Annotated in this window: 12 protein-coding genes; 8 read left to right on the forward strand and 4 right to left on the reverse strand. The window is 48.8% G+C overall.

Annotated elements, in window-relative coordinates:
- Window positions 1-497: 497 nt before the first annotated feature.
- On the reverse strand, window positions 498-1601 hold the full coding sequence (locus L5M40_RS10370; RefSeq protein ID WP_263256627.1) for a phosphoribosylaminoimidazolesuccinocarboxamide synthase: 1104 nt from the start codon (window positions 1599-1601) through the stop codon (window positions 498-500).
- Window positions 1588-2016 carry a hypothetical protein gene (locus tag L5M40_RS10375; protein WP_168825639.1) on the reverse strand — a complete coding sequence of 143 codons (429 nt, stop codon included), beginning with the start codon at window positions 2014-2016 and terminating at the stop codon, window positions 1588-1590. The genes L5M40_RS10370 and L5M40_RS10375 overlap by 14 nt, the downstream gene beginning before the upstream one ends.
- A gap of 247 nt (window positions 2017-2263) precedes the next feature.
- Here L5M40_RS10375 and L5M40_RS10380 point away from each other — a divergent pair, with 247 nt between their 5' ends.
- The 5 genes from L5M40_RS10380 (at window position 2264) to nrfD (ending at window position 7767) form a co-directional block, all read left to right on the forward strand.
- Entirely contained in the window at window positions 2264-2746 is a 483-nt protein-coding gene (locus L5M40_RS10380; protein WP_263256629.1) for an SRPBCC family protein, read from the forward strand.
- A gap of 104 nt (window positions 2747-2850) precedes the next feature.
- The gene (locus L5M40_RS10385) at window positions 2851-3513 is read left to right on the forward strand and encodes a pentapeptide repeat-containing protein (RefSeq protein ID WP_107402699.1); all 663 of its coding nucleotides are present in this window, start codon (window positions 2851-2853) and stop codon (window positions 3511-3513) included.
- Window positions 3514-3955: 442 nt separating this feature from the next.
- Window positions 3956-6238, forward strand: a complete 2283-nt coding sequence (gene phsA / locus L5M40_RS10390; RefSeq protein ID WP_168825633.1) for a thiosulfate reductase PhsA — start codon at window positions 3956-3958, stop codon at window positions 6236-6238.
- Between the two features lie 12 nt (window positions 6239-6250).
- The gene (locus L5M40_RS10395) at window positions 6251-6817 is read left to right on the forward strand and encodes a 4Fe-4S dicluster domain-containing protein (RefSeq protein ID WP_198573398.1); all 567 of its coding nucleotides are present in this window, start codon (window positions 6251-6253) and stop codon (window positions 6815-6817) included.
- A 2-nt stretch (window positions 6818-6819) separates the two neighbouring features.
- Window positions 6820-7767, forward strand: a complete 948-nt coding sequence (gene nrfD, locus L5M40_RS10400) for an NrfD/PsrC family molybdoenzyme membrane anchor subunit (protein ID WP_263256631.1) — start codon at window positions 6820-6822, stop codon at window positions 7765-7767.
- A 106-nt stretch (window positions 7768-7873) separates the two neighbouring features.
- On the opposite strand, the gene L5M40_RS10405 is transcribed toward nrfD, so the two are convergent.
- Window positions 7874-8617, reverse strand: coding sequence for a sulfite exporter TauE/SafE family protein (locus L5M40_RS10405; protein WP_131524361.1), 744 nt, complete (start codon window positions 8615-8617; stop codon window positions 7874-7876).
- A 134-nt stretch (window positions 8618-8751) separates the two neighbouring features.
- Window positions 8752-9066 (reverse strand): met regulon transcriptional regulator MetJ, encoded by a 315-nt coding sequence (gene metJ, locus L5M40_RS10410; protein ID WP_105251319.1) that lies wholly within the window; start codon window positions 9064-9066, stop codon window positions 8752-8754.
- 212 nt (window positions 9067-9278) lie between these two features.
- Between metJ and metB the strand changes: the two genes are divergently transcribed.
- The 3 genes from metB (at window position 9279) to metF (ending at window position 13952) form a co-directional block, all read left to right on the forward strand.
- Window positions 9279-10442: a cystathionine gamma-synthase gene (gene metB, locus L5M40_RS10415; protein WP_263256633.1), complete on the forward strand. Its 1164-nt coding sequence runs from the start codon at window positions 9279-9281 to the stop codon at window positions 10440-10442.
- Window positions 10443-10453: 11 nt separating this feature from the next.
- A complete protein-coding gene (locus tag L5M40_RS10420; protein ID WP_263256635.1) occupies window positions 10454-12847 on the forward strand; it encodes a bifunctional aspartate kinase/homoserine dehydrogenase II in 2394 nt (797 codons plus the stop codon).
- 217 nt (window positions 12848-13064) lie between these two features.
- The gene (gene metF, locus L5M40_RS10425; RefSeq protein ID WP_012088154.1) at window positions 13065-13952 is read left to right on the forward strand and encodes a methylenetetrahydrofolate reductase; all 888 of its coding nucleotides are present in this window, start codon (window positions 13065-13067) and stop codon (window positions 13950-13952) included.
- Window positions 13953-14007 lie beyond the last annotated feature (55 nt).

Genomic DNA, 14007 nt, shown 5'->3' on the forward strand with positions numbered 1-14007 from the left:
TTATCATGGACATTCACGAGTAACAATGCTTTGATTTATTTTATGAACAACATCTTACTAACGTAATCTTGCAAGGCAAGCAACCTGTAATAGAAATATGAGGCAGGCAGAACTTTTTTGAGATTAACCGCTAACACTGAAACCACTAGAGTACACCAATCCCCCCTGCGAAGTTGCCGCGGGGTGTTGGCATTAAAATTTAACGAGCCATCCATTGTTAATTTTGCAAAGTGTATGCTTGTAAAAAGGCATACTGATTACTAGATGGGTTGGCGGGATTAAGCATTGGCATGTAAGTGACCGTTGACGGCATGGATGCCGTCGTCGAGCCCTCATGGATGAGTTTATGGCGTGTCACTGGAATGACAGTGCTTAATTATCAGCGGTGTATTGGTTAAGTTTGTGAATGACTTAAACAAAAAGGCGCCTAAGCGCCTTTTCTACTATTCAGTTATGGGTAAACCACCCAAAACCTCAGATTTGATTACAACTTTCTATTACACAATCAGATCATACTCATCTTTGAGTATCTTAATAATATCTGCCTTTGGATTCGCTGGCAGCGGGATTGGAGCGCCAGTCACTTTCTCGGCAACGCCGGTGTAAGTGCGTGACACTTGCATCATGGCCTCAAGTGGCAGGTCATTGTCGCGGGCGAGGGCTTCACGCTCTGGCATTCTGTCTTTGTTGAGCAGCACATCAGGATCAGGGAAATGATTTAGCAGGAACTGGCGGAAACCCTCTTTGGAGTTTTCCAAAATCTTGCCATCGCGGTAGGCGGCGCCGTCCCAAATACGTGATGAGTCTGGGGTGCCGACTTCATCCATATAAATCAGCTTTGAGTTGCCATCTTTGTCGGTCACATAGCCAAACTCGAACTTGGTATCGACAAACACTTGGTCAATGTCGGCCAGTGCTTTTGAAATCACTTTAAAGCCATCTTTTAACAGCTTCTCGTACAGGTCGATATCTTCTAACTTTTCAAAGCCAAAGGCTTGGTAGTTGGCTTCGATATCGCTGCGGCTGATGTTCACGTCATCTTGAGCGGGTACGCCTGGGATGCCGGTTAAAATACCCTTAGTCGATGGAGTGATTAACAGATCAGGGAGCTTTTGATCTTTCTCTAAGCCTTCTGGCAGTGTGATGCCACAGAATACTCGCTCGCCCTTAGAGTAAGCGCGCCACATTGAGCCTGTGATGTACTGGCGGCAAATGGCTTCGACTTTAATGGGGCGGGCTTTTTGGACTATCCATACGAACGGGTGCGGGATATCCAAAATATGGCTGTCGGCTAGGCCGTTTTCGGCGAACAGTTTAAACCAGTGGTTAGAAATCGCGTTTAATGCCGCGCCTTTACCGGGAATGCCTTTGAGGCCACCTTCACCGTGGAAGATACAGTCGAAGGCCGAGATACGGTCGCTGATCACCATGATGGCGAGCGGGGTATCTTCGGGGACGTTATAACCCTTGGTTTTGATTAAACGGCGGCTGTCGGCATCGGTTAGCCAGTAAACGCTGCGAACCTTGCCGCTGTGGACTGGGCTGTCGGTGCGGATTGGCAAATCGTTATTCACGGCTAATACGGAATCAGCAAGACTCATGACGAGTATTCCTTAGGATAGAGAGTGTAGGGATAAGGTTTTTATAAGTGTCGGTTTGCAGATGGACTATGGCGTTAGCAACAGCCAGATTCATTGCAACTGCTTTATTATTCGCGCTTGGCTTAGGGCGTAAAGCATTCAGCCAGTTTGCGGGATTTGATGTTAAATCTTGAACAGCAAAAGGGGTATTTTCGGGCGGTGTTTGAATTGTGTTGGGTGGAGATAATGCAAGGGAGGGAACAAACGCAGGGCAAGGTTGGCACCACAGTGAAAGTGGTCTGCGAAAGCGGGCTGGGCCCGTGCCATTTTGCTCGAAAATGCTAACCATTAATCCGAGAGAACCTTGTTCTAGACTGCCGCGAAAAAGTGGCGACATTCTACCTTTTTTGACAAAATTTGCCACGGCTATTTGCATCGCTCTTTGCATAGATCTTTACACAGCCCTTTACACTGCTCTTTATATAGTTCTGTGGCTTGAATCTAGCGGGCGTAAGGATTTGCAAGGGAATCACGCGCTAACACTCAGTGCTGAGCATGATGGAGTGCTGGTGTTCTGCGGACGAGCGAATGTTGAAGGGCTGTATTTTAGTGCGCTGATGTGCGAGCTTATGACGTAGCTGCAGCCGACAAGACCATCAAGCCAAATATCCAATGGAGGGAATATGAGCACAAGTCAGCATGTACATAATGATAATCAACGAGAGCTAGTATTAGAGCGGATTATCGATGCGCCGCCAGAAAAGCTGTTCCGCGCGTGGACCGAGCCAGAACTCCTCAAAATTTGGTTTACGCCAAGGCCGTGGACTGTGGCTAGCGCGAGCTTAGATGTGCGTGCTGGTGGTTCAAATGTGATCGTGATGCGTAGCCCTGAGGGACAGGATTTCCCGAATCGTGGCGTGTATCTCGAGGTGGTTGAGAATGAGCGCATCGTATTTACCGATGCCTTTACTGAGGCTTGGGTGCCGTCCGATAAAGCCTTTATGACGGCAACTATTACTTTTGAACCTGTGGACGGCAAGACCAAGTACACTGCGCGGGTGCTGCATTGGAATAGTGAAGATAGGCAGAATCATGAGGATATGGGGTTTTATCAGGGGTGGTCTAAAGCGACCGATCAGCTTGAGGAACTCGTCGCGAGCATTTAGCCAGTGAGTCTCAAGCCTCGTATCAGAGAGTAAACAATAAGCAGTATCTAGCCCAATTGCCCTGCATATTTTATTGCTGGGGATTGGGCAGGATTAGAGGTGTTATGTCGTCACAGAAAGAAGTGCCTGTACTTAAACAATCAGTGCTTGCGCCATCGCAACTCGCGCAAAGTGCGGCTTTGCAAGGCAATAGTTTTTTATCAAAACAGTTCAATGGCTTGTCGGAATTAGCCCAAGATCTACAGGGCATCGAGTTTGAGGATTGCTGCTTTCAAGATTGCCATTTTAGCGAGAGCACTTTCCGTAAATGCAAGTTTATCGATTGCCGCTTTGTGCGTTGCAACTTAAGTTTAGTGAAAGTGCCCCAGTGTCAGTTCAGCGGGGTGGAGTTTGAAGAATGTAAGTTAGTCGGTATCGATTGGACCCGCGCCGCGTGGTCGCGTTTATCCTTTGCCGCGCCCTTTTCCTTTAAGCAATCCATCTTAAATGATTGCTCATTTTTAGGTTTGTCCCTCGATGAAATTATCATCGAAGAGTGTAAGGCCCACGATGTCGATTTTCGCGAGGGCAGTTTTAATCAAGCCAATTTCACCTACACGGATTTTAGTCATAGTCTGTTTGGCCGAACTCAATTATTGGAGGCGGATTTCAGCGAGGCATCCAATTACGATATCGACATTTTTAACAATAAAATCAAAGGCGCTAAGTTTAGCCGTGACGAAGCGATTCGGCTGCTCAACTGCCTCGATATAGAATTAATGGATTAAGGATAGTGGTAGGTTTTTACTCAGCTTTTCACTCAACTTTCCACTCAGCATAGTGATGCTCATCCCACGAGTGTTATCGCAATTTACTGAAATATCTGTTTGTTTTTGAAGCCGCCATTTGTCCCATCTGGCGGCTTTTTCTGTCCGTTTTTTAAGACCTATTGATCTTATTCACGTATTTCAAGGTCAGTCCTAGGTTTTAGTTGCGGTAGATCACACCGAGCTTCCCTATGTGGTTTACCACAATACCCACCTACCTCTTTCGGGATAACAATCTCTGTGGATGAGCAGTGTATTCAGCGTATGCCGTGTATTTTGAAGATATGGTGACGCTGTTTTAACGCTTTATAACTAAAAAAGTAATCAAATCAGTGAGCAAACCTCTGCTCGATGGCGCCCAATGTGGCGACTGACGGGTGGGATGAGCGTGATGGAGGTAACCATGATTGAGCTTAATAGGCGAACCTTTTTAAAGGGAGCAGGAGCGAGCAGCGCCACGTGTGCGTTGGCCAGTCTGCTGCCGGGCAGCTTAGCGGCATTAGAGAATAAGCAGCTAAAGGGCATGGGCAAAGACATTGCCAGTATTTGTGAAATGTGTTCGACCCGTTGCCCGATTTCGGCGCGGGTGATTGAGGGCAAAAACGTCTTCATTAGTGGCAACAAGGCCGCTAAATCCTTTGGCGGTAAAGTGTGTGCCCGTGGCGGCGCAGGCCATAGTTTATTGTACGATCCACAGCGTATCGTTAAACCGTTAAAGCGGGTCGGTGAGCGCGGCGAAGGCAAATGGGCTGAGATCAGTTGGGATGAAGCTTATAAATTAATCGCTGAAAACCTCAATAAAATCAAAAAAGAACATGGCCCAGAAGCCGTGGCATTCTCGTCAAAATCTGGCTCACAAGAAAAGCATTTGTTTCACCTTGCGACCGCCTTTGGTAGTCCAAATACCTTTACCCACGCGTCGACTTGCCCTGGTGGTTATGAAATTGCCGCTAAGGCTATTTTTGGCACTAAGGTTAAACGTGATTTAAGTAATTCTAAATACATCATTAACTTCGGCCATAACCTGTACGAAGGCATCAATATGTCCGAAACCCGCGGCATGATGGCGGCGCAAATGGACAAAGGTGCCAAGCTGGTGGTGTTCGAGCCAAGATTCTCCGTCGTGGCCGATAAAGCCGATGAATGGTACGCCATTCGCCCCGGTACCGACGTGGCCGTCGCCTTGGCGTTATGCCATGTATTGATTGAAGATAATCTTTACGACAAGGCATTTGTCGCGCGCTATGTGGAAGGCTTCGAAGCCTTTGCCGCCGAAGTGAAAGCCTATACCCCTGAATGGGCTGAAACCATCTCCGATGTGCCTGCCAAAGACATTCGTCGTATCGCCCACGAATATGCCGCTAAAGCGCCCCATGCTGTGGTCGATTTTGGTCACAGAGCCACCTTTACCACCGAAGAGTTTGAGATGCGCCGCGCCCTTTACGCCGCCAACGTCTTGATTGGTAATATTGAGCGTAAGGGCGGGATTTATATCGGCCAGAAACCCGGTGATTACAACAAGCTTGCCGGTGAAGCGGTTGCGCCCGTATTGGCAAAACCTGGCGTGAAAGACATGCCAAAACCAGCAGCGAAACGTATCGATCAGGTGGAAGAACAGTACGCCATGATGTGGACATCGGGCGGCGTTTACCAAACCATTCTCGATGCCACATTAAGCGCTGTGCCTTACCAGTTACACGGTTGGGTGATGTCACGCACTAACCCAATGCAAACCATGACAGACAGAGCACGCGTTGTTGAAGCGATGAAAAAGCTCGACTTTATCGCCGTGTGTGATGTGTATATCAGCGAAACCGCCGCCTATGCGGACGTGATTTTACCTGAGTCAACTTATCTTGAACGTGATGAAGAAATTGCTGATAAGTCAGGTAAAAATCCGGCCTATTATGTGCGCCAACGGGTCGTTGAAACCTTAGGTGATACTAAGCCTTCTTGGCAGATCTTTAAGGATGTGGGTGTGGCTATGGGCCTTGGCGAGTTCTATCCATGGGAAAACATGGAAACCCTGCAAATGCTGCAGGTGAACCGCGACACTGACCTGCTGCGCCGTATCAAAGACGAAGGTTTTGTGAGCTTCGGTAAGCCAATTATGTTGTGCGAGCCTAAGATGGTTGCCGAGTTTATTAAGGCATACCCCAATGCGCGACCTGCCGATGAAGACGGCACTTACGCCAGCGCACTGACCTTTAAAACCCCGAGCGGCAAGATTGAACTCACTTCCGCGAAAGTCGAAGCCATGGCACCGGGCCGTGGGGTGATCAAGTTCCGCGAAGTGAATCTTAAAAAAGCAGATGAGCTGTACTTTATCCAAGGCAAAGTGGCGGTGCACACCAATGGTGCAACCCACAATGTGCCTATGCTCGCTAACCTGATGTCGGATAACGCTGTGTGGGTTCACCCCGTCACTGCGGGCAAATTAGGCATCAGCAATGGCGACCCAATCCGCCTCACCAGCAGTGTTGGCACAGAAGAAGGCCATGCCTTAGTCACGCCGGGCATTCGCCAAGATACTGTGTTTGCTTACATGGGCTTTGGTTCTAAAAACAAAGAGTTGGTCAGAGCAACGGGCAAAGGTATCCACTGCGGTAACTTACTGCCGCACGTTACTGCTCCTGTGTGTGGCATGACAGTGCACACCACGGGCGTCACGCTGGCAAAGCGCTAATCGGAGGCTTAAATGAATAAACGATATGTAATGGTGCACGACGAGAATAAGTGCATCGGCTGCCAAGCTTGTAACGTGGCGTGTCGCAGTGAAAATGGCGTACCCGAAGGCGTAACTCGTCTGCAAGTGCGTGTGGAAGGCCCCTTTGGTGAGATGCCCAATCTGCATTTCAAATATCACAGGGTATCTTGCCAGCAATGTGAAGATGCACCCTGCGTTAAAGTGTGCCCAACAGGCGCGGCCTATGTGGGTGAAGATGGCATTATCTCTATCCATACCGAGAAGTGTGTCGGTTGTATGTACTGTGTGGCAGCGTGCCCTTATAAAGTGCGCTTTATGAACCCAGAAACCAAGGCCGCGGATAAGTGTAACTTCTGTAAAGACAGTCGTTTAGCACGGGGCGAAGAGCCAGCGTGTGTGACTGTGTGTCCAACCGATGCCTTAGTGTTTGGTGATGCTAATGATCCAAGCAGTGAAGTGGCCATCATGCTCAACACTAAAATCACTTACCAAGATAAAACCCATTTGGGCACTAAACCTAGGGTATATCGCGTTCCTACCAAAAGAGGGGGGATTTGATTATGAACAATACTTGGGGCGACATGGCGCAATATGATCCTGTCACTTGGCACTGGGTCATCGCCGTTTACCTGTTTATGGCGGGTTTATCCGCGGGCAGTTTACTGATTGGCATTGGTTTGCGCTGGGCGAATAAGGAACTCAGCGCGGGAGCTGAAAGCAGCATTCTTAAGGCGGCAGCGATTATTGGACCTGTGGCAATTAGCTTAGGTTTAGCTTGCTTAGTGTTTGATTTAACCAAACCATTCCACTTTTGGCTGATCTTAATTCACTATAACTTCCAGTCAGTTATGGCAATCGGGGTGCTGGCGCTGCTGGCCTATTCTCCCTTGGCCTTTGCATACGCCATTATTGTGCTGCGGAATGACTTACCAAAATGGGGTTTGGGTTTCCTAACACCTATCGCTAAGTTACTTATGCCATTTCGAAAGCTGATTGAAGTATTGTTGTTTGTCCTCGCCATTGGCGTAGGGGCTTACACTGGCTTCTTAATTTCGGCGATGAATGCCTATCCTATGCTCAACACTGCGGTACTGCCTGCGCTGTTTTTAGTGTCAGGTCTATCGGCGGGCGCTGCGGCAAATGCGGTACTGGCGTTGCTGATGTTTAAGACGGACAGCCACGACAAAACCTTAGTGAAGATGCACGGTTTAGAATTGCCTGTGATGGCGATTGAAATCCTGTTCCTGTTCATGTTGTTCTGCGCCTTGTACTTCAAGGGCGGCGCGGCGGCTGCGGCCTTAGCATCGTTAACTTCTGGGCTATGGGCAAGCGTGTTCTGGATAGGCGTTGTCGGTATAGGTTTTGGTATTCCATTGCTGTTTATGCTGCTACCCGCCGCGACTCGCCACACTAAGGGGGCGATGATCATGGTGGCTTGTGCGAGCTTAACGGGCGTACTCGCCTTAAGACACTTTATTGTGTACGCAGGGCAAAGCTATTTAAGCTGAGTGTAATCTGGCTTTACATATTGATAGATAAAGAAAAAGCACTGGCAATGTCAGTGCTTTTTTATTGTTTGAATCTTGAGAAGGTTTGCCAGTACAAGCAGGACGCTTATTGGGGTAATAACTCGATAACCGACTTCACCGTTAGCACTAAGGCGCTGATACTGCACAGGACTAACGTCGCCATTTTTGTCTTCTCTTTATCGACACGGCCCACTAATCGTCCTGCGACTAAGTAACCTAAAATCACTGAGGGGAGCAGCATCAACGACAGCCACAGATGTTTTAATTCTAATAAGCCAGTGATCGCTAAAATGATCAGTGCAATCATGGAGCTAAAAATGAAGAAGGCCGACAGGGCTGCGCGAAACTGCGAGGCATCTTTGCCTGCCAACAAAATCGCCATCGGTGGGCCACCAATCGCGGCGATATTGCCGAAGATCCCTGAAACCACACCTGCACCGAAGAGGGTTTTCTTATTCACTGGCAGGCTGAATTTATACAGGCTGAGGATCACTGCGACAGTCACAATGGCGGCGATGGATAAACCCAGTATGGGCTGAGGCGCAAACAGCAACAGGCTCGCGCCGATAAAACCGCCGGGCACGCGACCTATGAGCGCATATTGCAAGCCATTGAATTCTAAGTGACCGCGTTCACGCACTAAGGTCAGCAGGGCGATGGAGAAACCCATAGCAATAACAGGCGCAGGTACAAGTTGTGGATCGACGATATACAGCAAAGGACTGGCGACAACCGCAAGTCCAAACCCAATCAGACTTTGGGTTAAGGCGCCCAGAAACACGACCAGCGAGGCTAAGGCGAGTGTCTGTGGATCTATCATAGAAAACATAGGATTTCCTATATCCCAAACCAACTCAAGATAGTGAAATTTAAAGTTTGAAGTCGCTTGGGTATAAACAAAAAGGGATCGTTAACGATCCCTATTGATGAGCACTGTGATATGACTTTGAAAGCGACGAGTCGTTATTCCATGTCTTCCCACTCTATTCCCATTTGATCCATTAACAACTTGGCTTCGGCGGGAATACTGTCTGGGTTATCTTTTGACAGATCTTCATCGTTGGGCAATGGCTGGCCAGTGTAGGCGTGCAAAAATGCCTCACACAACAGCTCGCTGTTGGTGGCGTGACGCAAATTATTGACCTGACGACGAGTACGTTCGTCCGTGAGGACCTTAAGCACTTTGAGCGGAATAGACACAGTAATTTTTTTTACTTGTTCATTCTTCTTGCCATGTTCAGCATAGGGGCTGATGTATTCCCCATTCCATTCAGTCATTGACTCACCTGTTATAACGCTAAATTCGGGGCAGATTTTAAACCCTTACAAAGAACAGTCAAATTATTGCTACTATTTCTTTGTGATTGCAAACAGATTTCTTTATGTTCAGACGTCTAAACGTCTTCACGCCTATTGACGATGGCGTTGGGCTTAGGTACATTTAGACGTCCAGACATCTCTATCAGTCTATCGAATTTAGGAGTCCACCCATGGCAGAGCGTCAATTAGCCACACTGGCAGTGCGTCAGGGTATCGAAAGCGATACTCAATATGGCGCAGTTGTGCCACCGATTTATTTGTCGACTAATTACGCCTTCGATGGTCATAAAAATCCCCGCGAATTCGATTACAGTCGTTCAGGCAACCCAACGCGCTGCATTTTAGGCGAAGCATTAGCGCAATTAGAAAAGGGTGCCACTGGCATAGTGACCTGCACTGGCATGGCGGCCATCACCTTAGTGACTACTTTGCTCGGCCCCGATGACTTATTAGTTGTGCCCCATGATTGCTATGGTGGTTCCTACCGTTTATTTACCAACTTGGCGAAGAAAGGCCAGTTTAAGCTGATTGTGGTCGACCAAACCGACAGCCAAGCGTTAGCCGCCGCCATTGCGCAGAATCCTAAGATGGTGTGGCTCGAAACCCCATCGAACCCGTTATTGCGTGTGGTGGATATCGAAGCCATTGCTAAGGCGAGCCATGGTGTCGGCGCGCTGGTGGTGGTCGATAACACTTTTTTATCGCCAATATTGCAACAACCCCTATTGTTAGGCGCGGATATCGTTATCCACTCCACCACTAAATATATCAATGGTCATAGCGATGTGGTCGGCGGCGCTGTGGTCGCCAAAGACGCGCAAATCGGCGAAAGCTTACATTGGTGGTCGAACACTCTAGGCTTAACGGGGTCGGCCTTCGACAGTTATCTGACCCTGCGCGGCCTACGTACCTTAGCTGTGCGTATTCGCGAGCATCAAACCAATGCCCAGCGTATTATTGAGGTATTAACGCAAAGCCCTGTGGTGAGCAAAGTCTATTATCCAGGTCTTGCGGATCACCCAGGTCACGCCATTGCGGCCAAGCAACAACAGGGCTTTGGCGCTATGCTGAGCTTTGAGCTCAAAGGCGGCGAGGCCGAAGTGGTGGCCTTTTTAGGTGCACTCAGCTTATTTAGTGTGGCGGAAAGTTTAGGTGGCATCGAAAGTTTAGTGGCAGTGCCCGCAACTATGACCCACAGAGCCATGGAGCCGCAGGCGCGCTTCGAGGCTGGTATTAAGGACACCCTATTGCGTCTATCGGTGGGTATTGAAGATGCCGCCGATTTAGTTGCAGATATTCAAGCAGGATTAGCCGCCGTTGCGGCTTGTCAGTAGAGGAATAATAGATGGCACGTTGTCACTTACATAAATTTGGTGGCTCCAGTTTAGCGGATGCCGATTGTTATCGCCGAGTCGCCCATATCCTGTTAACCCACGGTCATAGTGATGATCTCGTGGTGGTCTCTGCGGCGGGTAAAAGCACGAATTTCCTGTATAAATTATTAGCGCTGCGTGATGCGGGTCAGCTATGGCAAGAAGAATTACAAGTGCTGATCAGCTACCAACAGGGGTTGATTGAGCAGTTGTTGTCGAATGAACAAGCCCGCGATCTGCGTGAGCGTTTGGCCACTGATAAAGCGCAACTCATCAGCTTGTTGTCCTTAGATGAGCGCAATGAATACCAAATCAACCATGTGGTAAGCTTTGGCGAACGTTGGTCGGCACGTTTAATGGCGGCGCTACTGCGCGAATCTGGCGTGGCGGCAAGCCATGTGGATGCCTGTTCAATTTTAGTGGCCGATGAAGCCGCTGTGCCGCAAATTCGGGTACAAGAATCCCGCGCTAAAGTACAAGCCCTATTAGCCGCCCACCCAAATGAACGGCTGGTGATCACCGGCTTTATCTGCGCTAACGAGCGTGGCGATACCTTGTTACTTGGTCGTAATGGTTCAGATTTTAGCGCCAGCCTGATTGCGAGTCTCGCTGATATCGAGCGCGTGACCATTTGGACCGATGTGGAAGGGGTGTTCAACGCCGATCCTAATAAAATCAACGATGCCAAGTTACTGAAAAGCATGTCACTTGCCGAAGCCGATCGCCTAGCGCGTTTAGGCTCGCCAGTATTGCATTCGCGCACTTTGCAGCCGTTATTCAATACCGAAGTGAGCTTAGCGGTGCGTTCAAGTTATGCGTCCCACACCGACTTTACCTTAATCGCGCCCCACAGTTCGTCGGCGAGCGCGCCTGTGGTGACTAATCTCAATGCTGTTGTCCTGTTCGGCTTTAAACTCACGGGTGAGTTAACCCGTTTATTAGATTTATTGATCGCCGCGGGTTTAACGCCATTGGCCCATTGGACCTCTGCCCATCAAAGGGTTGAACTTGCCTATACCGCTGAGAATCAAAAACAAGTTCAAAGATTACTCGATGCCGAGGCAGAAGCATTAGGGATCAGTGATCAGCAGATCAACACAGATTTTGGTTTAGTCGCATTAGTGAGTGCCGACGCCGAACATTATCGCCGCAGCTTCGCCCGTTTACTGAGCCGTGATGCTAAACCTTTGTTCAGTGGCGATTTAAGTTTAGTGACGTTAGTGCCCCAGTCACAGGTGAATCTGTTAACCCAAAAAGTTCACCGCCGCTGCGCTGGCCCGCGTAAACGCATTGGTGTCCTGCTGCTCGGTGTGGGTAATATCGGTGAGGCTTGGATCGATCTGTTTAAGTCGGTTTCACCATCATTGGACCATGAACTCGAAGCCAGTGTTGAGTTAGTCGGTTTGGTCAGTTCGAGTAAAGCCTTGATTAAATCCACTGGGATTAATCTTGCCGCGTGGCAAACAGAGTTTAATACTGAAGCCACGCCTTGGCAGTATGAACATTTATTCGAGCAATTAGAGCAAGTTAACTGCGATGAGCTGGTGGCCTTAGATATCAGTGCCAGCGCCAGTTTGACGCTGCAATATCCAGAACTGTTCGAGCGTGGCATCCATGTGGTGAGCGCGAATAAACTTGCGGGCTCGGGTCCACTGCCTTTCTATCGAGAGTTAAAGCAGCAACTGGGTAATCGTCGTTTGTTTTGGCGCTATAACGCCAGCTGTGGCGCAGGTTTACCCATCCAACATGCGCTAAATGATCTGCGTAACAGCGGTGATAGCGTTGAAGCGGTAGGCGGGATTTTCTCCGGCACCCTGTGTTGGTTGTTTGAGAAATACGATACTAGCAAGCCATTTTCAGAATTAGTGATTGAAGCCAGAGGCTTAGGCATTACTGAACCCGATCCCCGCGACGATCTCTCCGGCCGCGATATGCAGCGTAAACTGCTTATCTTAGCCCGTGAGATTGGCCTTGAAATCGAGCTCGAAGATATTGAACTGCGCTCACTCGTACCAGCCGCTTTGGCGGATATTCCCTTAGATCAATTTCTCACCCGTATTGTCGAGTTAGATGCCGATCTGCTGCAACAGTATGGTGCGGCGGCGGAGCAAAATAAGGTGCTTAGATATGTGGCATCCTTAGACAACAGCGGCCCAGAGCTTAAGGCCGAAGTGGGCTTGCAGTGGATTGATACCCATCACCCTTACGCCAACTTAACCCCTGGTGATAATGTGTTTGTGATCCGCAGTGTCTTCTACCAAGGTAATCCGCTGATCATCCGTGGACCGGGCGCTGGACGCGAAGTGACCGCGGCGGCGGTGCAGTCGGATCTGACCCAGATCTGTCGCGATCTGCTGCAGGAATAACGCGGTATCAAGCCTCTTAAAGGACTCATTCGAGTCCTTTTTTATTGGCTAGAATAAATCTATCAAATTAACCAAGATTAAATGCGGTTTATGGGTATTTTTGGGCTTGACTTACATCTCAGTTTCTCTAGTATATGGACATATAGACGTCCAAACGTCCATTTGAACTAATTCATACTAGCAAAGAGTAGCGCCAAGGGCGGTTGAGGAAATACACATGGCTTTTCATCACGCACAACATTCACAATCGCTGAACCAGAGCTTGTCTGAGCTTAATGGCGATATTAATGTTTCTTTTGAGTTTTTCCCGCCATCGACCCCCGAAATGGAACAGATCCTGTGGAACTCTATCCGTCGTTTAGAGCCGCTGAATCCTAAGTTTGTGTCTGTGACTTACGGTGCTAACTCAGGTGTTCGCGACCGCACCCATGGCGTGATTGAACGTATCCAACAGGAAACCGACCTCGTTGCCGCGCCGCACTTAACCTTAGTGGATGCCAGCGATGAAGAGTTATTAGAACTGGCCAAACATTACTGGAAATCGGGCATTCGTGACATAGTGGCACTGCGTGGTGATTTACCTGCGGGCAGCCCCAAGCCAACCCGTTTTGCGGTCGATTTAGTGCGTTTACTGCGCTCTGTGGCTGACTTTGATATTTCAGTTGCGGCTTATCCAGAAGTGCATCCCGATGCGAGCAATGCACAGGCGGATTTGATCAACCTTAAGCGCAAGATTGATGCGGGTGCCAGCCGTGCTATTACCCAATTTTTCTTCGATGTGGAATCTTACCTGCGTTTTCGTGATCGCTGCGTTGCCGCCGGTATCGACGTTGAAATTGTGCCGGGCATTTTACCTGTGACTAACTTTACCCAGCTAAAACGTTTCGCGGGCATGACCAATGTGTCGTTACCGAATTGGTTACATAAGCAATTCGACGGTCTAGAAAACGATGCGGGTACACGCCAATTGGTGGGGGCAAACGTGGCCATCGACATGGTGAAAGTGCTGTCCCGCGAAGGCGTGAAGGATTTCCATTTTTACACCTTAAATCGCGCCGAATTGACCTACGCGATTTGCCACACTTTAGGCGTGCGTCCTAAATAAAACTTTATAAAATAAGCTAATAAAAACGCCGCAGAGAATGCGGCGTTTTGTTTTT

This window comes from Shewanella sp. SM68 (genome assembly GCF_025653925.1).
GTDB lineage: Bacteria > Pseudomonadota > Gammaproteobacteria > Enterobacterales > Shewanellaceae > Shewanella > Shewanella oncorhynchi.